21 protein-coding genes and 1 pseudogene are annotated in these 20,434 nt (G+C 62.4%); 9 read left to right on the forward strand and 13 right to left on the reverse strand.

The window, feature by feature from the left end; all coding sequences use genetic code 11:
• Window position 1: 1 nt before the first annotated feature.
• From QCE79_RS16505 to QCE79_RS16555, 11 genes and pseudogenes are all read right to left on the reverse strand, one after another.
• Window positions 2–1,000, reverse strand: coding sequence for a GlxA family transcriptional regulator (locus QCE79_RS16505; RefSeq protein WP_244831692.1), 999 nt, complete (start codon window positions 998–1,000; stop codon window positions 2–4).
• 94 nt (window positions 1,001–1,094) lie between these two features.
• Window positions 1,095–1,856, reverse strand: a complete 762-nt coding sequence (locus QCE79_RS16510) for a CbtA family protein (RefSeq protein ID WP_309846055.1) — start codon at window positions 1,854–1,856, stop codon at window positions 1,095–1,097.
• A gap of 13 nt (window positions 1,857–1,869) precedes the next feature.
• Window positions 1,870–2,079: a CbtB domain-containing protein gene (locus tag QCE79_RS16515; protein WP_244831694.1), complete on the reverse strand. Its 210-nt coding sequence runs from the start codon at window positions 2,077–2,079 to the stop codon at window positions 1,870–1,872.
• Between the two features lie 49 nt (window positions 2,080–2,128).
• Window positions 2,129–2,476, reverse strand: a complete 348-nt coding sequence (locus tag QCE79_RS16520) for a nitrile hydratase accessory protein (RefSeq protein ID WP_309846058.1) — start codon at window positions 2,474–2,476, stop codon at window positions 2,129–2,131.
• An 8-nt stretch (window positions 2,477–2,484) separates the two neighbouring features.
• Window positions 2,485–3,108 carry a nitrile hydratase subunit alpha gene (gene nthA / locus QCE79_RS16525; protein ID WP_244831696.1) on the reverse strand — a complete coding sequence of 208 codons (624 nt, stop codon included), beginning with the start codon at window positions 3,106–3,108 and terminating at the stop codon, window positions 2,485–2,487.
• A 17-nt stretch (window positions 3,109–3,125) separates the two neighbouring features.
• Window positions 3,126–3,869 (reverse strand): nitrile hydratase subunit beta, encoded by a 744-nt coding sequence (nthB, locus tag QCE79_RS16530; protein WP_244831697.1) that lies wholly within the window; start codon window positions 3,867–3,869, stop codon window positions 3,126–3,128.
• 28 nt (window positions 3,870–3,897) lie between these two features.
• Window positions 3,898–4,401 carry a DUF1097 domain-containing protein gene (locus QCE79_RS16535; protein WP_244831698.1) on the reverse strand — a complete coding sequence of 168 codons (504 nt, stop codon included), beginning with the start codon at window positions 4,399–4,401 and terminating at the stop codon, window positions 3,898–3,900.
• Between the two features lie 34 nt (window positions 4,402–4,435).
• A complete protein-coding gene (locus QCE79_RS16540) occupies window positions 4,436–5,404 on the reverse strand; it encodes a GTP-binding protein (protein ID WP_309846062.1) in 969 nt (322 codons plus the stop codon).
• Between the two features lie 290 nt (window positions 5,405–5,694).
• On the reverse strand, window positions 5,695–6,339 hold the full coding sequence (locus QCE79_RS16545; protein WP_250469642.1) for a hypothetical protein: 645 nt from the start codon (window positions 6,337–6,339) through the stop codon (window positions 5,695–5,697).
• 127 nt (window positions 6,340–6,466) lie between these two features.
• Window positions 6,467–7,135: pseudogene (locus QCE79_RS16550) on the reverse strand (methyl-accepting chemotaxis protein); the annotation flags it as partial.
• Window positions 7,136–7,423: 288 nt separating this feature from the next.
• Window positions 7,424–8,221, reverse strand: a complete 798-nt coding sequence (locus QCE79_RS16555) for a helix-turn-helix transcriptional regulator (RefSeq protein WP_309846064.1) — start codon at window positions 8,219–8,221, stop codon at window positions 7,424–7,426.
• A 237-nt stretch (window positions 8,222–8,458) separates the two neighbouring features.
• Here QCE79_RS16555 and QCE79_RS16560 point away from each other — a divergent pair, with 237 nt between their 5' ends.
• The 8 genes from QCE79_RS16560 (at window position 8,459) to QCE79_RS16595 (ending at window position 17,890) form a co-directional block, all read left to right on the forward strand.
• Window positions 8,459–10,075 (forward strand): cyclic peptide export ABC transporter, encoded by a 1,617-nt coding sequence (locus QCE79_RS16560; protein WP_309846065.1) that lies wholly within the window; start codon window positions 8,459–8,461, stop codon window positions 10,073–10,075.
• The gene (locus QCE79_RS16565) at window positions 10,072–10,887 is read left to right on the forward strand and encodes an ATP-binding cassette domain-containing protein (protein WP_309846067.1); all 816 of its coding nucleotides are present in this window, start codon (window positions 10,072–10,074) and stop codon (window positions 10,885–10,887) included. The genes QCE79_RS16560 and QCE79_RS16565 overlap by 4 nt, the downstream gene beginning before the upstream one ends.
• Window positions 10,884–11,792 (forward strand): ABC transporter substrate-binding protein, encoded by a 909-nt coding sequence (locus tag QCE79_RS16570; RefSeq protein ID WP_309846069.1) that lies wholly within the window; start codon window positions 10,884–10,886, stop codon window positions 11,790–11,792. Before QCE79_RS16565 ends, QCE79_RS16570 begins: the two co-directional genes overlap by 4 nt.
• Entirely contained in the window at window positions 11,779–13,815 is a 2,037-nt protein-coding gene (gene fhuB / locus QCE79_RS16575; protein ID WP_404989378.1) for a Fe(3+)-hydroxamate ABC transporter permease FhuB, read from the forward strand. Before QCE79_RS16570 ends, fhuB begins: the two co-directional genes overlap by 14 nt.
• Window positions 13,816–13,945: 130 nt before the next feature.
• Window positions 13,946–16,144: a TonB-dependent siderophore receptor gene (locus QCE79_RS16580; RefSeq protein WP_309846075.1), complete on the forward strand. Its 2,199-nt coding sequence runs from the start codon at window positions 13,946–13,948 to the stop codon at window positions 16,142–16,144.
• Window positions 16,145–16,463: 319 nt separating this feature from the next.
• A complete protein-coding gene (locus tag QCE79_RS16585; RefSeq protein ID WP_244831710.1) occupies window positions 16,464–16,835 on the forward strand; it encodes a response regulator in 372 nt (123 codons plus the stop codon).
• A 79-nt stretch (window positions 16,836–16,914) separates the two neighbouring features.
• Window positions 16,915–17,253 (forward strand): hypothetical protein, encoded by a 339-nt coding sequence (locus QCE79_RS16590; protein WP_244831711.1) that lies wholly within the window; start codon window positions 16,915–16,917, stop codon window positions 17,251–17,253.
• A gap of 43 nt (window positions 17,254–17,296) precedes the next feature.
• A complete protein-coding gene (locus QCE79_RS16595) occupies window positions 17,297–17,890 on the forward strand; it encodes a pyridoxamine 5'-phosphate oxidase family protein (protein ID WP_309846080.1) in 594 nt (197 codons plus the stop codon).
• A gap of 18 nt (window positions 17,891–17,908) precedes the next feature.
• On the opposite strand, the gene QCE79_RS16600 is transcribed toward QCE79_RS16595, so the two are convergent.
• A complete protein-coding gene (locus QCE79_RS16600; protein ID WP_250509151.1) occupies window positions 17,909–19,033 on the reverse strand; it encodes a sensor histidine kinase KdpD in 1,125 nt (374 codons plus the stop codon).
• A gap of 428 nt (window positions 19,034–19,461) precedes the next feature.
• Between QCE79_RS16600 and QCE79_RS16605 the strand changes: the two genes are divergently transcribed.
• Window positions 19,462–19,683, forward strand: coding sequence for a YjzC family protein (locus QCE79_RS16605; protein ID WP_244831714.1), 222 nt, complete (start codon window positions 19,462–19,464; stop codon window positions 19,681–19,683).
• 70 nt (window positions 19,684–19,753) lie between these two features.
• On the opposite strand, the gene QCE79_RS16610 is transcribed toward QCE79_RS16605, so the two are convergent.
• Window positions 19,754–20,188 carry a DUF6632 domain-containing protein gene (locus tag QCE79_RS16610; RefSeq protein WP_404989370.1) on the reverse strand — a complete coding sequence of 145 codons (435 nt, stop codon included), beginning with the start codon at window positions 20,186–20,188 and terminating at the stop codon, window positions 19,754–19,756.
• Window positions 20,189–20,434: the final 246 nt, after the last annotated feature.

Below are 20,434 nucleotides of genomic sequence, written 5' to 3' on the forward strand. Positions count from 1 at the left end.
CTCAGGCGCGTCCGTTGGCTGCCTGAACCGTGTCGGCTTTCGATCTGAACCGGTCGCGATAATCCACCGGATTGATACTGAGCCGCCGAAAGAAGGTTCTGCGAAAGCCGTCGGTATCCTCGAAGCCGCAGCGGCGCGCGATTTCCCGCATCGGCAATTCCGTGGCTTCGAGATAGTGCCGCGCCGCGTCGATGCGCGCATTGGCAAGGAAGGTCATCGGCGTCGTGCCGCAGTCCTTGGCGAAGATGCGCGAGAGATTGCGCGCGCTCATATGCGCGCGGTCCGCAAGCGATGCCACTGTATGCGCGACATGCAGGTTGTCGAGCATGAACTCCTGCAGCGCCATGGTCTGCGAGCCGGGCGCGGCCTGCGTTTCAAGGAGCGGGCTGAACTGCGACTGACCGCCCGCGCGCCGCAGATAAACGACCAGATACTTGGCGACATCCAGCGCCATCTGACGGCCGAAGTCGTCTTCGATCATTGCGAGCGACAAGTCGATACCCGCCGTGACGCCCGCCGTCGTGAAGATGTTGCCGTCACGAACGAAGATGTGGTCCGGCTCGATCCGCGCGCGCGGAAACGTCGCGGCGAGCCGCGGCACGTCCATCCAGTGCGTAGTCACGACTTTGTTGTCGAGCAGTCCCGCCGAACCGAGCGCGAAGAGACCATTGCAGATCGCCGATACGCGGCGGCACTGCTTGTGCTGCGCGCGCAGCCATTCGCTGAGCGCGGGATCGTCGAAGGCGTCGAAGATACCGAGCCCGCCCGGAACGATGATGGTGTCGAACTCCGGGCAGCGGTCGAAGATGGTGCGGTCCGGTACGGTCGTGAGGCCGCTCGACGACTGCACGCTGCCGCGCGTGGTGCCGACCGTCATCATTTCGTACTCGCATTCGCCCTTGCTCAACACGCGGACTTCGGCAAAGGCGTCCTTCGGCCCGGCGATATCGAGCAACTGGAACCCGGGAAAGACGAGCATGCCGACCTTGATGCGTTTCATCGGAGTTTTGGTGTCCGTCTGAAAGCGGGCGGCGGCGGAACACCGTCGCCCTGAACGATTAGTCTAACCGCCCAAAAACACGCGGTCGCGCATGTCATCGATTGCGCACCGCCGGCGCGAAAGCCGGTGCCTTGCGAGGCTGGCGAGCGCCGGCGAGTTCGCTACGCTCGGCGAGCACACCGAACAGCGCGCCAATGGTCGTCCAGACGATCGCCTGCATGCCGATGGACGCCATCCTGAACTTCCACAGCAGCGTGGCGGGAAAGCCGGCCGGCACTTCGTCGATCCCGGGCAGCACGACGATCATCACGGCAAGCATGACGCCGAACGCGAGAATACCGACGAGCGTTCCGTTCCACTGCCCGAACTTCCTCGCCGCGACACTGCGCACGTTGAGCGACAACAGCATGATCGCAAGCGAGATGGCGATGGTCAGAAAGAACAGCGCCGTGCGATAACCGATGGTTTCCGGGTCCCCGACCGATGGCGGATTCGCCGGATAGACGAGGCTCGGCACCACGACGAGCGATACGAACGCCGCAAGCGCCATCCACGCGGCAAGCGGCCGTGCGCCGAGCTTGCCCACCCTGCCCCACGCATATGCGAAGGCAAGCGCGAAGAGCCCGCCGAAAGCCGCGCCATAGGCCACGACACCCGTCAGCAAGCCCATGCCCGCCTGCGTCTCGCGACTGACGAGTTCGGGCTCGGGCGCATCGCCGTGAGCGGCGTGCGCGTGCTCTTCAATTGCAATCGCGCGTTCGACTTGCGGTTCGCCCACCACTCTCGCGAAACCGAACGCAAGCAGTCCCGCGACCACGCCCGCGAGCATGCCGCGCATCAACAGTTTGCCGACCATGATCGTCTCCGCGTCAGTGACAGGGAAAGCCGAGCAGATGGCGTCCATCGTGCACGAACTCGTGAACGTACATGCCGGACACGATCGAGGTCGCTCCCTCTTCCGCGCCGACGAAATACAGCGCGAGCAACATCAAGAGACCGCCGAACACGATCCAGGGTAGTAGCTCGCGCAACGGGATTGGCGTGACCGGTTCGGTAGGAAAAGCAATAGCGTCGTTCATTGAAGACCTCGTTTGAATCGATGATGATGATTGGATGGATGCGCAAGACTCAGGCGTCAACGTTGACGCGCCGCGCCGTCACGACCTTCAGGAGTTCATCGCGCGACAACACGCCGCTCGTTTCGACCACGTTCAAAAGCGCTTCGAGAAAGCGTTCGTAGTAGTCCCAGCGCGGCTGGTCGATGCAACCGATCGCTTCCCACTGTGCAATCGATGCAATCAAGCTCTGCCGGAAGTCCTCCCACTCGAAGCAGCCCGCTTTCGATAACGACAGCGCAAGCCCGAACACATCGCGCTCCCAGCGGTTGGTGAAGAACAGCTTGCCGTCGAAACGCGGCGGCGAATCGGGCGCGCCGAGCATCGACGTCGCCGCGTATTCCTCGAATCGAGTGAACATGACGAGCCTCAGGTCGTGGGCGCTTCGATGAGGGCGACACCCATCATCGATTCCGGCGTCACGAGCGCGGCGAGTTCCGCTTCGCTCATGTGCTCCGTGTTGGCGGGACGCTCGGGCACGACGAACCAGCGGATTTGCGCGCTGCTGTCCCACACTTTCACTTCCTTGTCCGCAAGCACGTTCACGCCGAATTCCGCCAGCACGGCACGGGGCTCGCGCACGCCGCGTGCACGAAACACGGGATCCTTGTACCAGTACGGCGGCAAGCCGAGAACCGGCCACGGATAGCACGAACACAACGTGCAGATGATGAGGTTATGCACGTTCTCGTCGTTGGCGACGGCGGCCATGTGCTCGCCTTCCGCACCCGTCATGCCGAGCGGCAGTGCAAGCTCCGCGATGGCCTTCGGTGTGTCGTCGACGAGGCGCTTCTTGTACTCCGGATCGGTCCATGCGCGCGCCACGATCTTCGCGCCATTGAACGGCCCGGCCATGGTTTCGAAGTGCTTGAGCACGGCATCGACGGAATCGCTCGCGATCACGCCCTTCTCGATCAACAATGCTTCCAGCGCGCGCACCTTTGCCGCGCTCGACGCTTCGCGGTCGTCGGGAAATTCAAAGAGTTGGCTCATGCTGCGGTGGCTCCGGATCAGTTGGCCGCTTGTACGTAGGCTTCGTACAAGTCGGCATAAAGGGTGGTGTTCGCTTCGCTCTTGTCGGCGCCCCAGATGTCGGCGGTATCGAACGCAATGCGATACACGGGCATGGGTGCGCCTATACCGTCCGGTCCCGTCGATACGAAATACGAGAACGCGCCCGGATACACGAGATCGACGACGCCGGTCTTGTTGCGCAGATAGCCGGGCAGACGCGTGTGATCGACCGCTTCGGGGTCGGCTATGCGTACCGCGTCGCCCTTCGCAAAACGCGCGGCGCTTTCGAGCGCGTGATAACCGGAGTCGCCGTTCGTCAGATACGCGTCGATCTGCGCGGTGAGCGCGGCGTCGGGTTTCCCAGGCAGCGCGGCATCGGGGTTCGCGCGGTAGTGCGCGGTCTTTTGCGCGAGTTCGTCGGCCGAGATGTAGCCTTGATCGACGAAGAACTGCGAGATGCCGCCGAGCCACTTCTCGTAGTACCGATACTTGAAATACTCGAACGGCTGCATGTCTTCCGCGCCCGTGCGCAGCGAGGCCCACGTCCAGTCGTTCTTGAACGTCGTCGGCAGCGTGTCGACAGGATAGCGATGCAGCGCGTTGGAGAGATGCGCGCTTTCCGCCATCATCACGGTATGAATACCGAAGATGCGCGTCTCCCACGGTTCCACGAACACGCGCCGTTCGGTGCTGACAGGGCCGAGATTTTCGATGCCGCCAAGATGATGCTGTAGTTTCACGATGTGCTCCGTGCGTAAAGAAACGAGTTCAGCTCAGCCGATGCTCGCGTTTGAACAACAGCGCTTCGCCGACCACTTCCGACACGAAGCCGAAGACCGCGCCCGTCACGAGCGCCGCTGCGGCCACGAGTGCAGGATTGCCGATGCCAGCGGTCGTGATCGCCTTGCCTGTTGCCACCGTCGTGCCGACCGTCGATGCAAAGCCCCACACGATGGCCGGCAAGACATCGAGTAATCTGATCTTTGCTGCCTGCACCATCGCCGCGCTGCCGATGCCGACGAACACCGCCGCCGCAAACGCGCCACCGCTCGTCGTCGCAATGCAGAGCAACGTGAGCGATGCGATGACCAGCCCCGTGAGATTCGACGCGACGCTCTTCACGAAGCCCGCGCGACCGCCGCCAAGCACGAAGAACGACGCCCATGCAATGAACGTCACCCAGACGGGTACGGGAAATACGGTCCCGGTGAGCCATGTATCCGCGACGGCCAGTACGCCAATGCTCAATGTGTATGCTTCGGGCTTTTTCATGCGCGTGCTCCTCGATAAGAAATGAATGAATGGGTCAATGCATGCAGGAAAGAAGTCCATCGCGCATGTGCCGTGAGTCGATGTTTCTGCCGATCATCACGAAGCGGTTCTCACGCGCTTCGTCGCGCTTCCATGCGCGGCCGAAGCTCGCATCGAGCAGCATGTGGACGCTATGAAAATGCAGACGCCTTGCTTCCTCGTGCACGTTGAGCACGCCTTTCATGCGCAGCAGTTGTTGCCCCTGCGTCTGCACAAGCTGGTTGATCCACTGATTGAAGCGGCTTGCGTCAATGGCGCCTGGAACGACGATCGCGCAAGAAGCGATACTGTCGTCGTGTTCGTGATCGTGGCCTTCTTCATCGAGCAAACCGGGTTCGACGGCGAGCAGGTTATCGAGCGAGAAACTCCGCACGCCGAGCAATGCATCGACGTCGACGGCTGAATGGTTCGCGAAGTCGATCTGCGCGGTGGGATTGATTTGCCGGAGTTCTTCGACGAGCGCGGCCACTTTCGCGGGCACGGCCACATCCGTCTTGTTGATGATGATGCGGTCCGCAAACACGATTTGTTCGCGCGCGATGTCATCGTGAAGCTGGGCGGATGCGTGCATTGCATCGACAACGGCTACGACGGCTTCGAGTTCGAGACGTTCGCGCACGTCGGGGTCTGCGAGAAAGGTCTGTAGCACGGGCGCGGGATCGGCGAGCCCGGACGTTTCGATGATCAGCCGTTCGAGCCGGTCGCCGAAGCGCGTGAGCAGATCGCGCACGCTTGCGACGAGATCCGTGCGGACCGTGCAGCACACGCAACCGTTATTGATCTCGATGACGGCTTCTTCGTCGGCGACGATCAACTGACCGTCTATGCCGACTTCGCCGAACTCGTTGACCACGATGCCGATCTGCATCGGCCGCGTTGAATCGAGAATGTGATTGACGAGCGTGGTCTTGCCCGCGCCAAGAAAGCCGGTGACGACGGTAGTGGGAATTCTGCGGATTTGCATGGCGGAGTCATCCTTGGCGCGTGCTTCGCAGCGATGCGCAGTTTGTGAACGGATGACTCTTTAGCGACTTCCACGCCGTGTTTGGCGAGGTGGCTGTGTGCTGTCGATTGTTGGCGGGGTTGGGAAGGGTTTGTGGCCGTTTCGGTCGCTAGCAGCTGGGACGGACACACGTGGCCGTTTGGTGGCGTGCTCGAGTTAGCGCCGCGTTGCGCGATGGCGGCGCATGGTGGAGCGGGAATGGTGCGGGACGTGCTGCTTGGGTGTGCACTTGAAGCGGCCAAACGCTTTGACTAAGAGGGATTCGACGACACCAACGGCGCAGCGCCGACCGCAGGGTCAGGTGTCATCACATGTGCTGCGCGCAAGCGAGCGCCAATAGCGTTTCCCGTTTCCGCTGCACTTTTGTCGATGCCACCAAGAAGAAAGTCCATGTGCTCCGAGACACTGGCGCTGATCTTTTGCTGATAGAACGTGTTCATCTCGACACGCGTATTGAAGCGCGAAGGGTCCTGCTCGGTGGGAACCAGCGACGCTTTCACGTCAGAAAGCGTGACTTGCCATACGGCCTCGGTGTCGCCGCGCGAGCGCGACGTGACGCGTACCGCTTTGACCTGCATCAACTGCGTCGCATGCGACGACATGATGATCTTCGGCAGAGCGCGTGAATCGGCTTCGGAGTCCAGGCGCAGCAGCGTCACAGGAATCGAACCGGCCGTTTCTCTTAACGTGTCGCCGAGCGTGTGCGCAAAATGTCTACCGGCCCCTGCGTTCCATGAATCGCCGAACAGCGAACTGTCCACCACGATCAGCAAGCTGCGTACTTTTGTGGGCTGCTGTCGCGCATTCACGGTCGAAAGCACTTCGGGGCCGCTTGCGCAGCCCGACAGTATCGATGCGGCGCAAAGCAGCGTGGCGAGTCCGGCTCTTCTCATCATGGAAGTTCCAGTTGTAGTTTTAGATGTTTACCGTGCAGGCGTTGGCGATGTTTACGGCTTGAACGATGCGAACTTGAGGTTGTGCCGCCTTTTATATGACGGACAACCTCTGTACGCGCTCGCGCTCTCAGAACGTCTGCCAGTCCCCTTCCGCGCTCGCAGTCGCTGCATGCGTCGGCGCAGGTTTCGGCGCTGTCTTCGCTGAGGCGCGAGGCTTGGTCGGCGCTGGAGCGCTAGGTTTGAGAGCGACGCGAGACGCGCTCGTTGGCTTCGCCGCCGTGGATACCGGAACCGCGCGCGCAGCCGCTGCATCCACCTTGAATACCGCGACGAGATCACGCAACGAAGCCGACTGCGACGCCATGGACTGCGCGGCCGCCGATGCTTCCTCGACGAGCGCCGCGTTCTGCTGCGTCATTTCATCCATCTGCATGACTGCGGTGTTGACCTGTTCGATGCCATGATGCTGCTCGCCCGATGCCGAGCTGATCTCGCCCATCAGATCGGCCACGCGCTTCACGGCCTGCACGATCTCCGTCATCGTGCGGCCCGTGTTGTCCACGAGCGCCGAACCATTGTTCACGCGCTCCACGGACTCGGTGATCAGATCCTTGATCTCCTTTGCGGCCGTCGCGCTGCGCTGTGCAAGCGTGCGCACTTCGCCCGCCACCACCGCGAAACCGCGACCTTGTTCGCCTGCGCGCGCGGCTTCCACTGCCGCATTCAATGCGAGGATGTTGGTCTGGAACGCGATGCCTTCGATGACCGAGATGATCTGCGCGACTTGCTCCGAGCTGCCGGCCCGGTTACGAACCGTGTGGCTGCAGTCCGTCCGTCTGCGGTTATTTGCCGGCTCGCACCGCTGAATCGAACGTCCGCAGGCGCGCATGAGTCTTCACGACCCTCAACGGCCCTTCTCCCCCATGTACCGACGACGACGGCTTTCAACGCTATAACGGTCATTCGACATGCAGCTATCGAGGCCCGAACGAAGACCGCAGCTATACGAACGTCATTCGAGCAATAGTGCGATCTACATCTAAGTTTCCAACTCGAAGTCTGCATAAGACGCCCCGCTCTCCGTTTATCTGCTCGACGAGCGCGAAGCCAGGTAACGTTGTGGCGCCTCTCCCGTGACCTGACGAAACATGACGATGAAAGCACTGGCACTGCGATAGCCAAGCTTCTTCGAAACTTGCGTCACAGGCTGTCCCAGCGTAAGGAGCGTGATTGCCTCCGCGACTCGTATCTGCTGACGCCATGCGCCAAAGGTCAATCCAGTCTCGGCATTTAGATAGCGCGCCAATGTTCGCCCACTGGTGTGAAACTGCTCGCCCCAGAAATCGAGCGTCAGTTCGCTCGCCGGGTCGTTCATCATGTGCTCGCAGATCTGCAGCAGCCGTGCATCGCGCGGCAATGGCACGCCGGGCTCGGCGAGCGCGGGCGTCTCTCTCAACACCTTCAGCAACAGCGGCGCGCTGAGCGAGGCATGGCTTCCCTCGGCGTATCGGTCGCCCGCGGCGCCCAGCACGATGGCCAGCTCTCTCATCAACGGCGACACTGCAATCACGGCCGGTTGATGCCACGACCACGGAAACACACGCGGTTCGAAATACACACTGCATAGTTGCGTGTCGCCGACCGCGTGCAGTTCGTGATCGACATCGGATGGCAGCCAAACTGCGCGCGACTGCGGCAGCGTCCAGGTGCGCGAGGGCGTGAGCACACGCACGACGCCGCGCACGGCGAACACCAGTTGTCCGTGCTTGTGTTGATGCCAGGTTATACGCTCCCCATGACGATAGTCGACGAGGGTTGCCATCACGTCTCGCGACAGCGGGACGCGTTCGATCGGATAGCGTTTGAGCAGGAACTCTTTCATGGTCGCGAAAAAGTGGTACGCAAAAAACTATCGATAAAACACCAATAGTTGTCAGAAATTCGATATTCGGTGTCGGCCTGATTTTTCGACGAAACGCTAAACTCGTCGTCACTCAACACTTTGCGCCGACCCATCGGTTGAAATGTTAATGGTTCGCATTCTCGCATTTTTGTTGCCGCCCAATGCGCTTTGTGGGCAGCCGCCTGCCTTGGCTGCTTTCAACGAGGGTGTGCGCACGTGTCTCTGATAGCCTCGTCGATCCGCGGCGCGCGCGGGTTGTTGCCTGTCGCGCTGGTCGTCAGTCTCGTCAGCGGCGCGGCGAACGCGGCGCTCGTCGCGCTGATCAATCAGGCGCTTCGCGCAACCGGCGACGAACTGCTCACGCTCGGCGTGCGCTTCGCGGCGCTGGGCGTCGTGGTCATTCTCACGCGGGTCGTTTCTCAGATGCTGTTCATGTATCTCGGACAGCACGCCAAGGCGAGGTTGCGCTTGCAGACGATCGGCCGCATCGCGGGCGCGTCGTACCGCGATCTCGAACGATGCGGCGCGTCGCGCGCCATCAACGCGCTCACGCAGGACCTCGATACCATCGTCGTGTTCTTCATCAGTCTGCCGTCGATCGTCATGCAGGGCGCGGTGATCGCGGGTTGTCTCGTCTATCTCGGCATGCTGTCCCTGCCGATTCTGCTGTTCGCGCTCGTCGCGATCGGCGCGGGATCGCTCGGCACGCATCTGATCGGCTCGCGGGCGCTTCTCCATCTGCGCGATTCGCGGCAGCGTGAAGACGGCCTGTTGCAACGCTTTCGCTCGCTCTTCGACGGCGCGAAGGAACTGAAGCTGCATCGCGCGCGTGCCGAAGCGTTCGTCGCGCGTGATCTCGCCCCGCATGTGGAAGCGGTGCGCGCGCAGCGCACGCGCGGCTACATGCTGCACGCGTTGGCCGCGAGCTGGGGCAATCTGCTGCTGTTCGGCTTCGTCGGCCTGACCCTCTTCGTGCTCGCGCGTCTCTTCGATGCCGACGCGCACGTGATGTCCGGTTACGCGCTCGTCTTCCTTTACCTCATCATGCCGGTCGAAGGATTGCTGGCGGCCCTGCCCGCCATTGGCAGCGCGCGGATCGCGTTCGAGCGCATCGATCAGCTCGAACAAGCCCTGCCGCCCGAGCCCGCAAGCGCCTCGCTCGACGCCGACGCGTTCGCGAGCATTACGCTCGAAGGCGTCGAACATCGCTACGTGCGCGAAGCCGAGGACGGTTTTTTCACGCTCGGACCTATCGATCTGACGTTCCGGGCGGGCGAACTCGTCTATCTCGTGGGCGGCAACGGTAGCGGCAAAACCACGCTCGCGAAGGTGCTGGTCGGGCTGTATGCGCCGGAGTCGGGACGCATCGTCATCGACGAAACGGTGGTAGACGACGGCAATCGCGCCGCTTACCGCCAGCTTTTCTCCGTCGTCTTCAGCGATTTCCATTTGTTCGATTCGCTGCTCGGCCTGCCCGCGCACAGCGAGGCCACGGCGCGCGCGCTGCTCGTGGCATTGCAACTAGAGCACAAGGTGCGCATCGACAACGGCCGTTTTTCGACGCTCGATCTGTCGCAAGGCCAGAGGAAGCGTCTTGCCTTGCTGGTGGCGTTTCTGGAAGACCGCCCGTTCTATCTCTTCGACGAATGGGCCGCCGACCAGGACCCCGCGTTCAAGGACGTCTTCTATCGCGTGCTACTGCCGCAACTGAAGGCGCGCGCCAAAACGGTGCTCGTCATCACCCACGACGACCGTTATTTCGATCTCGCCGATCGTATCGTCAAGCTCGACAGCGGTCAGGTGAGTTCCACGAAAAAGGCGGCGCTCGCATGAACGGCCACGTCTACCAGACGGCGTACGCGACCGCGACGCCGCCCGCCTTCTCGCTCGAAGGCGTGTCGCGCTCGGCGGGCGGGCGCACGCTCTTGCATCCGCTGGATCTGCATATCGAACCGGGCCGCGTGACGGGGCTTGTCGGGCACAACGGCTCCGGCAAATCCACGCTCGTCAAGCTGCTCGCAGGACAGATTACGCCGGATACGGGCGTCGTCCGATGCGCGGGCCGGCCGCTCGCCGACTGGAGCACGCGCGAGTTCGCGCGTGAAGTCGCCTGGCTTCCGCAGCAGACGCCATCGACCGATGGCATGACGGTGCGCGAGCTCGTCGCGCTCGGCCGCTATCCGTGGCACGGCGCGCTCGGGCGCTTCACGGCCGGCGACGCCGCGCACGTCGACCGGGCGATGCAAGCCGCCGATGTTCATTGTTACGCCGACCGCACCGTGGACAGCCTGTCGGGCGGCGAGCGCCAGCGCGCGTGGATCGCGATGCTGGTCGCGCAGAACGGGCGCTGCATGCTGCTTGACGAACCGACGTCGGCGCTCGATGTCGGCCATCAGCTGACGGTGCTCGAACTCGTCAGGACGCTGTGCGCCGAACGCGCGATGACCGCCGTCATCGTCATGCACGACATCAACATGGCGACGCGCTTCTGCGACCGGATCGTCGCGTTGCGCGAGGGGCGTCTGCTGATGCGCGAGGACGCGGCGGTCATCGTCGATCCGGCGCGGCTCGAAGCCATCTACGGCGTGCCGATGTCGGTTACGACCGATGCGTCCACCGGCCGTCGCATGTGTTTTCCGTCATGAAGTCTCCACCGAGACGCACGCTGCTGCGAGGCGCCGCCGCGCTGCTCGCGTTCTCGCGTGCCGCGCGCGTCGTGGCCGGACCGGCGCCGCGACGTATCGTCGTATTGAACTGGGAGCTGACCGAGACGCTGCTCGCGCTCGGGCGCGCGCCGGTCGGCATTCCGCTGCCCGCGTGGTATGCGAACACGATCGCGGTGCCGCCGCTGCCGTCCGATGTCGCGGATATCGGCCTTCTCTATCAACCCAATTTCGATGCGCTGCTCGCGCTCGCGCCGGACCTGCTGATCGTCACGCCCGCGCATGCGGGACTGCTCGCGCCGCTGCGGCGTATCGCCCCGACGCTCACGCTCGGCGCGTATATGACCGACGCGCATCCTTACGCGAGCCTGTGCGCCGAAACCCGCGTGATGGCCGATGCCTTCGACGCCCGCGCCCGGGCCGACGCGCTCTTCGCGTCGACCGAGCGCGTCATGAGCGACGTCGCGGCGCGCGTGCCGCGCGGCCGGCCGGTGATCGTCGCGGACGTGATCGACGAGCGGCATCTGCGCGTGTACGGCGGAGGCAGTCTCTTCAACGACGTGCTCGCGAAGATCGGGCTGTCGAACGCCGCGACTGCGCGCGTGCGCTGGACGACGAACGCGATGGGTTCCACCGTCGTGCCGTTGCCCCGTCTCCTCGAAGCCGCCGGCGCCGATATCGCGTTGACTCGGCCGCTCGCGCCCGACATCCGCGCGGCGCTGACGGCGAGCCCGCTCTGGCGCGCGCTGCCAGCGGTCCGCGAGAAGCGCGTGGCCGTGTTGCCGGTGATCGCCCCGTACGGCGGCCTGATTTCGATGCAACGCTTCGCGACCGCGATGGCGAATGCACGCGCCATCATCGATAACGGCGGAGGTGGGCTTGCGTAGCAGCCGCGTCGCACTCACTCACCCTTCGGCGCCGCCACGCGACTGGCGGCTTGCACTTTTCGCCGGCCTGATGCTGCCCGCCGTGTGCCTCGCCGCGTTGCATTTGCATGGCGCGCTCGACGGCGCATCGTTCTGGAAGGCGCTCGTTTCGCCCGATTTCACCGACATGCGCGACGTGCTGGTGCACGAAAGCGTGCTGCCGCGCATCGCCATGACGCTGCTGTGCGGCACGGCGCTCGGGCTTGCGGGCGTGCTGGTGCAGCAGGTGTTGCGCAATCCGCTTGCCGAACCGATGACGCTCGGCATCTTCCCCGGCGCGTATCTCGGGCTCGCCGTCGTGAGCGTGTGGCTGCCGGGCTGGCTCGCAGCGGGCCGCGAAACCATCGCGCTCGCGGGTGGCGCGCTGGCAATGATCCTCGTGCTCGGCCTGGCATGGTTGCAACGCATGTCGTCGCTTGCCGTGATTCTCGCGGGCATGGTGGTGAATTTGTACTGCGGCGCGATCAGCCTCGCGATCGGCGTCATGCATTTCGATCTGCTGCAAGGCTTGCAGATCTGGGGCGGCGGCGCACTCGATCAGACCGGCTGGCAAAGCGCCGCGCGCGTTGCGGCGAGCGTGGGCGGTTGCGCGCTGGCGTCGGCGCTGCTGCATCGACCGCTGCAACTCTTCGATGCCGGCGATGCCACCGCTCGCAATCTCGGCGCCGCGGTCGGCTGGATGCGCGGCGCGGCGCTGCTGGTCGCGGTCGTGCTCACGGCGAGCGTGGTGGCGCAGGTCGGCGTGATCGGGTTCGTCGGATTGGCGGCGCCGCTCCTCGCGCGGCTCACGGGCGCGCGCCGCCTGCGCGACCGCCTCGTGTGGGCGCCGCTTTTGGGCGCCGCCCTGCTCTTCCTCACCGACGAACTCGTGCGCATCGTCTCGCAGGGCGAGCTGTTCTCAGCGCATCTGATTCCCACCGGCACGGTCACGTCGATGATCGGCGTGCCGCTCCTGGTCGTCCTGCTGCCGCGCCTTCGCACCACGCCGGACATCCGCGAAACGCATGACCGCGGCACCTCGCCGCACGCCGTGCACACGATGCCGCTCGTATGGGCAGCGCTCTTCGCGATCACGTGCGCGTTGTCGTTCGTCGTCACGCGCGGACCGGACGGTTGGCGGTTCGCGCATCCGGCCGACATCGACGCGCTCCTCTTCTGGCGCGTGCCGCACCTGCTGGCCGCGCTCGCAGCGGGCAGTCTGCTGGGCGCGGCGGGCGCGCTGTTGCAGCGCATGACCGCGAATCCGATGGCAAGCCCAGACCTGCTCGGCGTCGGCTCGGGCGGCATGTTCGGCGTCGTCGCGGTGCTGCTGATCGCGGGCAGCTTTGAACCGGCCGCGCTGTTCGCGGGAAGCGTGGCCGGCGCGTGCACCACGCTTGGCTTGCTGCTCTGGCTCGGGCGGCGCGCGCGGTTCGCGCCAGAGCGGTTGCTGCTCGTCGGATTGTCGATCAGCGCGCTGTTCCAGGCGGTCGTCGGCGCGGTCATGGCGAGCGGCGATCCACGCGCGGGCGTGCTGCTCGATTTGCTGGTCGGGTCGACCTACTACATCGAGCCGGCGATGGCATTGCTCACGGCCGTGCTGGCGATTTCGGTACTCGCCGTGGCGCCGCTGTTCGCGCGCTGGCTGGCGGCGCTCGGCGCCGGTCCGCAGGTGGCGGCGAGCATCGGCGTGCCGGTCGGGCGCGCGCGCTTCGGCCTGTTGCTGCTCGCGGCGGTATCGACGGCGGCGGCGACGGTCGTGGTCGGACCGCTGTCCTTCGTCGGGCTGATCGCGCCGCATATCGCGCGGCTCTCGGGCGGGCGGCGTCCGCTGCCGCAGGTCTACCTCGCAGCGATGCTCGGCGCGCTGCTGATGGTCGTTGCGGACTGGCTGGGACGGCAGATTCCTTATCCGGAGCAACTTCCGGCCGGTCTCGTCGCGACACTGCTCGGCGGTCCGTGGCTCGTCATGCTGATCCTGCTGCGCGGTGCGCGGCAAACATGACGGTTGCATCGAAGTCGATAGAACGGGGCCGCGCGTGCCTCGCACCATACAACCAATGTCCCCCATCCGATTCAAGCCCGCATGCAGCGGGACGACGCCGTTTGTCTATTCAACGATGGGATGAGAAAACATGAGAAGAGGGAATGACCCGCGCGGCGCGATGCCCGCGCCGACGACGGGATGGCGCGTGCGCGCGCCGCGCATGACGCCGCTTGCGCTCGCGCTTTTGACGATGCTCGGCGCGACGTCGCCGCCCGCACGCGCGCAAAACCCGGCGGGCAGCGATGTGACGTTGCCCGCCGTCGTGGTGACCGACAGCACCGGCGCCGATGCGACGACCGAAGACAGCGGCTCGTACGCCGCGAAACGCGCGACCATCGCGGGCAAGAGCGCGCAATCGATCAAGGAGACGCCGTACTCGGTTTCCGTCGTCACGCGCCAGCAAATGGACGACCGCAACGACACGACCATCGAAGAAGCCTTGCGCTACGTGACGGGCGTCAGTTCGGTCAGCTACGGCGACGGCACGGCTTATTTCCGCGCGCGGGGCTCGCAACTCGGCATCGAATTCGATGGCACGCCCATCGTCAGCGGCCTGCAATATCTCACGCAATTCGACCTCGCGATGTACGACCGCGCGGAAGTGTTGCGCGGACCGGCCGGCGTGATCGACGGCGCGGGCGAGCCCGGCGGCGTCGTCAATCTCGTGCGCAAACGGCCGCAAAATCAATTCCATCTGACGACCGACACACAAGTCGATTCCTTCGGCAGCGTGCGGCAGATGATCGACGTCACCGGACCGCTTAACAAGGACGGCAGCCTGCGCGGGCGTGCGGTGATCGTCGGCGAGGCCGGGCATCAATCGATCGACCGGGCGCGCAGCAAGGAGTTCATGGCCTATGGCGCGATCGACTACGACTTCACGCCGCGCACGACGCTCTCGCTCTCGGGCGGCTACGAAGTCCTGCCGATGTACGGCCTCGACTACGGCGCGAGCGGCGTGCTCAATGCGGATCAGACCGCACTCGTCGGCCGCGTGCCGAGTTCGTATGCACAGAACTTCAGCCCGAGCTGGAACACGTCGTACACGTCGATTCAGGAAGCCAACGCGAACCTCGTGCATCGCTTCGAAAGCGGCTGGAAGTCCTCCACGACGCTGTTCTACCGGCACATGCTGACGCGGGCGTACTACGCGTACTCGGGACCGGGCGCGACCACCGATGGCCTCAGCTTCTACGGCGATCAGAATCAGCGCAACACGTACGACTGGTTCGGCGCGGACAGCAACGTGTCCGGTCCCATCTGGCTCTTCGGGCAGACGCACACGTTGACGGTCGGCGCAAATTATTCGGTGATGTCGTCGACGGCGCTCTCGGGCTTCCAGTCCGTCGATGGCCCGTTCAACGGCGGCACCTTCAGCCTGTTCGATCCCAACGCCGTGCCGCAGGTCGATACGCCCTTCAGCTTCGGCACGAACGAGCGCACCGTCCAGTACGGCATCTACGCGCAGGCGCGCATCAAGCTCGCGAATCCGCTGACACTCGTGCTCGGCGCGCGCGAGGCGTTCGTACAGGATCGCACGCAATCGACACTGCCCGACCTCTCGGACTGGGCGACGAACTCGCAGATCAACCATCGTTTTCTGCCGTCGGCGGGACTCGTCTGGGATATCGTGCCGGCGGTCACCGCGTACGCGAATTACGCGCGCTTCCTCGACGCCCAGACGCAGACGACATTCTCCGGCGCGGGCATTCCACCGCGTTCCGGCGAGCAATACGAAGTCGGCGTGAAGAGCAGCGTGCTCGGCGGACGCCTGAATACGAACATGGCGCTGTTCCGTATCAACGACAACAACCGCGCGGTCGACGATCCCGATCATCAGTTCTATTACCTTGCCGCCGGCAAGGCACGCAGTCAGGGCGTCGAACTCGAAGTCACCGGACAGCCGATGCCGGACTGGAACGTCTATGCGGGCTACACGTATTTGAACGAGCACTTCGAGAACGATGCGCCCGGCCTCACCGATGGCACGGACCCCAAGCATCTCTTCAAACTGTGGACGCGGTATCAGTTTACGCAGGGCGTCATGCGCGGGGTATCGGTCGGCGGCGGCATGCTCGCGCAGACACGCATATCGCGCGGCGTCGAACAGGGCGCGTATGCCATCTTCAATGCGCAGGTCGGATATCGCTTCAACAAGCATCTCGAAGCGACACTGCAGTTGAACAATATCTTCGATCGCGGCTATTACATTCGCCCACCCGGCCAGTTCTACAGTGTATTCGGCGACAGGCGTAACGTCATGTTGAGTGTCCGGACCGACTTCTAAATTTACGATGACGCTTGGGTGACTGTCGAGACGGAAGCACTGACCTTCCACCGTCGGGTTGTCCGCAGACAGGCGATGATCCATCGGCTGTCTGCTTCTGAATAACATAAAGAATCAGCAAGAAATTTCGTGAGACGAAGTGGCCGCAAACGACATATAACGGAAGTTGGTAAGTCTCGGTCAAAGATTCTCAGTGACACCAAGCAACGCAAGTTGGTGCTCAGCAGCCGCCGGCATCCAACCCAGCAACCTAGAGTAGACTGCAACCTCAACATCAAAAACCCCCGCACCTCGGTCCTCACTGTTGGGAGCACTTCAAATGAAAGTTCTCGTAGTGGACGATTACACCGATACCACCGACATGCTCGCCGAAATCGCGGGGTCCATGGGTCATGCGGTTACTCGCGCCTACACCGGCACCGAGGCGCTGAAAGCGGCCGCAGGCGAAGGCGCGTTCGAACTCATTCTTCTGGATATCGGGCTTCCCGATATCAATGGCCACGCTCTGTGCATGCGACTCCGCGCATCCGAGAAATATGCCTCCCGGCGCATCTTCTCGCTGACCGCACACGACGACATTCACGAACATTTCGATATGTCGTGCTTCGATGGCCACTTGTCCAAACCGCTATCCGTCGCCGCCATCGAATCGTTGCTATCGGGAAAAAAAGCCGAAGAGCCGGTTCGCTAATCGAAACTTCGTCGCTTGCACCATCGTGCGCTTCGACGTATCGAACCACGGTGCAGACGATCAAATCAGGGAGGCCGCAGTGCCAGACATCAATGGATTCGCTGACGACCGTTCCGATCACAAACTCGAATCGTTACGCCCACTCGCCGATTATCTGGAACGCGCGCTCGACAAGGCGACAAGCGTCGTCCTTATTCGGCATACCGCCGACGTTTGCACGGTCTATCTCGGCGACCCATCCGGGCCCAAGGAAGAGTTGAAACAAGTAGGCTCGATTCCAAAATCGCTCGCCGATGAAATGCTGGAACTGACCTCATCAGGTGCAAATCGAATCGAAATCGACGAGCAGTCGTATCGCTTCGTGCGCAGCTTCACGCAGATCGACGACACAGCCGCCATCGTCTTCAAGGCTGACTAATCGCCGCTGTCACTACAACTGCATCAAGCAACGGAGGCGTCAGTTGAGCAACGCTTTGGATGCGATTCTGGCGCAGACGTGGAGCCATCTGCTTTCAGGCGCCAATCCCGGCCGCGAGCGTTCCGCCTACACGTTGATGCAGTTCGCGACCATCGGGCTCGATGGCGCGCCGAAACTGCGCACGGTCGTAATGCGGCGTGCCATCCAGGACCGCGCGCTTGTGAGCTTTCACACGGACGTGAGATCGGAAAAGGTCGCTGAGATCGAACAGGAGCCGAACGTCTCCGCGCTTGTCGGCGACTGGCGTGCCGGCATCCAGATTCGACTCGAAGGGCGCGCGCAACAAGTCATCGACGATGACGAAAGACTCGCCGTGTGGAACGCGAGCCGCCCCGGATCGCTCGCGCTTTATCGTGCGCCGTTGCCTCCGGGAACACTAGTGGACAGTCCGCCCGATGCGCGCCCGAAGCCCGACGACACAACAGCGCACACTCAGACGGATGGCTTCGAACACTTCTGCCTCATCGACGTCATCGTCAGTAAGATCGATTTCCTCGACGTCTCGGGCGAAATGCACCGGCGCGCAAACTTCTGGCTCGAACGCAACGAGTGGCACGGTCATTGGATCGCGCCATGAATGCTGCCAACCTCGACTTCATGCGTGTGAAACGAGCGGCAAGCGAATAATGAAGACGCAACCGTGGCCAGGAATGTCCTTCACTTCCACGGTTCCCCTCAAAGTTTCTACGTTGCGCCTCACAATAGTCAGTCCTAAGCCCAGTCCACTGCGATCTGCGTTGAATTGCACGAAAGGATCGAACATCGACTCGCCGTTCTTACAAGGAAGTCCTCCGCACTGATCGTGGATTTCAATAAAGACGTCGTGATTCACGTAGATTCTCAACGCGACCGCGCTTTTCTCCTTGGTGAACTTGAACGCATTCTGTAAGAGGTTGATTATCGCCTCATACAACAGGTCGCGATCTCCACGAACCTTGATGAGCGCGTCGACCGGAGTAACGGAAAAGCTTTTTCCACGGGCTGTCGCGTCCACTCGCGCCGCTCCCTCGATTTCGAGGATTAATGGAGCAAGACTGAAGATAACGTCGTCATAACGTACGGTCGCCGGGTCTGCGGAGTCGCGAAGCATTCGATCAGTCAGCTTGCCGAGTCGCAAAAGACTACGCTCAGCAAGTAGTCCGGTGGCTCCTTTCGCGCTGAGATTTCCTCTTTGTAAAGCGGTGAATGCAAGCAGCGTAGTGTGGATCAGATTGCGCATCTCGTGCGCGAGCATTCTGTTCTCATCGGTCTGCGTCTGAGCGCCGCTATTCGTGCGCGCGTTGTCTCGCGCGGCTGAATAAGCCATCACGGCATTGGCAACCGCCGTATCGATGCACAGATTGAGTATTCGAAACTCCTGTACCGTGAAAGGCGCATCCCGTTCTACGGCCAGTTCGGTAATCGCCTGGCATAGATCGCCGTAACCTACTACGATGTCTTCGATCTTGAGTCCCGTTCCGAATAGCACCCTGCCTGCCTCGCGTGCGGTTCTGCCTATCGGGGTATCGTTCGATCTACCCCGTTCGGGAAGCCCCGTTGTCGAATTCTGAGTTTCGGCGGTGCGGTGCTGGCGCAGAAGTTCGGTAATTTGCGTAAGCAGTTCGGGAAGGACGATCTTTATATCCGCCATCGCCGGAGATTCAGCGTTCCGCTTGAAAGTCATGATGCGGCAACGTTCAAGCAAGATGCTTCGATTATTCTTGAGAAACTCGTGCATCATGGCCCTGCTCCTGATGAAGTCCAAAGCCAGGAAGCGTCCTTCAGGGAGACGATCTCGCCTGCATCGACAAGGATCGATCAGACCTTGACCGCCCGCCTTGAAACTTCGTTGGTCAAACTAATGTCGCGTTGTCGTTCGAACCGTATCGTCTTTCTCTTGTTGTGGGCGACGGTTTCACCGCTGGACTAGCGCAATCGCTATTCCCGTGCCGTGCTCCCGTGCCCATAAATAACAGTTTGGCGACCTCCCGCAGGCAACGACTGATAATCGGCGATTTCGGCTGACGCACGACGAGAAGCGAGCGAATAACGCCCGCTCGCGTTCACACCAACTCGGCTCCCTGCGCCGTTTACCGACCGGCATGACGCCGCTCGGAACGCCGATTGCTCTTTCGTCGGTCCGTATGTGGTTCCAAAAGGAGAAGCTAAATGGCAGGCGACAGTTCGTACAAGCCCGGTGAAATCGTCAAAGTATCGGGCATTTACTCAGTGGTCTATGAGGACGGGAAAGATACCTTCGAAGTCACCTGCGTCGAGGGCGAACATTTTCCGCCCACGCGAAACGGAAAAGGCGCGCACTTCGAGTTGAAATACGGAGCGACGCATTCGCACAAGCATGAAGCGTTGAAGGAAACTCAAGCGCAAGCCTGAGCGCATATAAGGTATTGGTCGCGGTACGTCCTACAGACTCGGGACGCACCGCGAACACTGCATCGGCGGATTAAAGCGCTCGTGCCTTGTTTTCGCGCGGCATAAGGAAAGCCAGCACGGCCGCGACAATAAATAGCGCAGGCACATCGCCGAGCAAATGACCGACGTGGCGCGTGCCGTCCATCTCGGCGCCGAACGACTGCACAGCCATGATTGCGCCGTGCACGACGCTCGACCATACCGTGAACCAGATCAGGCTCAGATGCTTCATCGGGTTGCGCGATGCCATCAGTAGAAATACGCCGAGCGTCGCGTAGATGCCGACGATCATCAGCGGGTAGTCGGAATGGCCGCTTTGCCAACTCCATCCGGAAGGCCACAGGATCATGAGCGGCCATAACGCGAAGATGGCGATTAAACCCACGGCAATCAGCGCGATGCGCAAGGCGGCGAGTCGTCGGGCGTCGTTCATCATGCGCTCCCAAAGAAGGCGTGCTTGTCGCACACGATACTCCCGCGCACCGCTCCCTACTCGGCGGCTCCTTCGCATCGGCAATGTAGTCGAGCGTCTGCGCGCCTGACGGACAATTACTCGTAGCTCTCCGTCAAAGAACGCCGTCCCCGGAACGATAGGATCATCACAAAACCGGTCGATATTGTTGCGATTCTCCCGTTCAGAACACGAAAACTAGGGCTATCTGTTATTGACGCACCATTTACATGATGCGAAGATCACAACACAACACGCGGC

It is taken from the genome of Caballeronia sp. LZ003 (assembly GCF_031451465.1).
Taxonomy (GTDB): Bacteria; Pseudomonadota; Gammaproteobacteria; order Burkholderiales; family Burkholderiaceae; genus Caballeronia.

What these genes read in the sequence shown, in the direction of transcription:
- QCE79_RS16520 (WP_309846058.1), bottom strand. Translation starts at nt 2,476, where the DNA reads ATGTTCACTCGATTCGAGGAATACGCGGCGACGTCGATGCTCGGCGCG.
- QCE79_RS16545 (WP_250469642.1), bottom strand. Translation starts at nt 6,339, where the DNA reads ATGATGAGAAGAGCCGGACTCGCCACGCTGCTTTGCGCCGCATCGATA.
- nthA (WP_244831696.1), bottom strand. Translation starts at nt 3,108, where the DNA reads ATGAGCCAACTCTTTGAATTTCCCGACGACCGCGAAGCGTCGAGCGCG.
- QCE79_RS16515 (WP_244831694.1), bottom strand. Translation starts at nt 2,079, where the DNA reads ATGAACGACGCTATTGCTTTTCCTACCGAACCGGTCACGCCAATCCCG.
- QCE79_RS16585 (WP_244831710.1), top strand. Translation starts at nt 16,464, where the DNA reads ATGAAAGTTCTCGTAGTGGACGATTACACCGATACCACCGACATGCTC.
- QCE79_RS16535 (WP_244831698.1), bottom strand. Translation starts at nt 4,401, where the DNA reads ATGAAAAAGCCCGAAGCATACACATTGAGCATTGGCGTACTGGCCGTC.
- QCE79_RS16540 (WP_309846062.1), bottom strand. Translation starts at nt 5,404, where the DNA reads ATGCAAATCCGCAGAATTCCCACTACCGTCGTCACCGGCTTTCTTGGC.
- QCE79_RS16580 (WP_309846075.1), top strand. Translation starts at nt 13,946, where the DNA reads ATGAGAAGAGGGAATGACCCGCGCGGCGCGATGCCCGCGCCGACGACG.
- QCE79_RS16605 (WP_244831714.1), top strand. Translation starts at nt 19,462, where the DNA reads ATGGCAGGCGACAGTTCGTACAAGCCCGGTGAAATCGTCAAAGTATCG.
- QCE79_RS16555 (WP_309846064.1), bottom strand. Translation starts at nt 8,221, where the DNA reads ATGAAAGAGTTCCTGCTCAAACGCTATCCGATCGAACGCGTCCCGCTG.
- QCE79_RS16505 (WP_244831692.1), bottom strand. Translation starts at nt 1,000, where the DNA reads ATGAAACGCATCAAGGTCGGCATGCTCGTCTTTCCCGGGTTCCAGTTG.
- QCE79_RS16565 (WP_309846067.1), top strand. Translation starts at nt 10,072, where the DNA reads ATGAACGGCCACGTCTACCAGACGGCGTACGCGACCGCGACGCCGCCC.
- QCE79_RS16600 (WP_250509151.1), bottom strand. Translation starts at nt 19,033, where the DNA reads ATGATGCACGAGTTTCTCAAGAATAATCGAAGCATCTTGCTTGAACGT.
- QCE79_RS16570 (WP_309846069.1), top strand. Translation starts at nt 10,884, where the DNA reads ATGAAGTCTCCACCGAGACGCACGCTGCTGCGAGGCGCCGCCGCGCTG.
- QCE79_RS16510 (WP_309846055.1), bottom strand. Translation starts at nt 1,856, where the DNA reads ATGGTCGGCAAACTGTTGATGCGCGGCATGCTCGCGGGCGTGGTCGCG.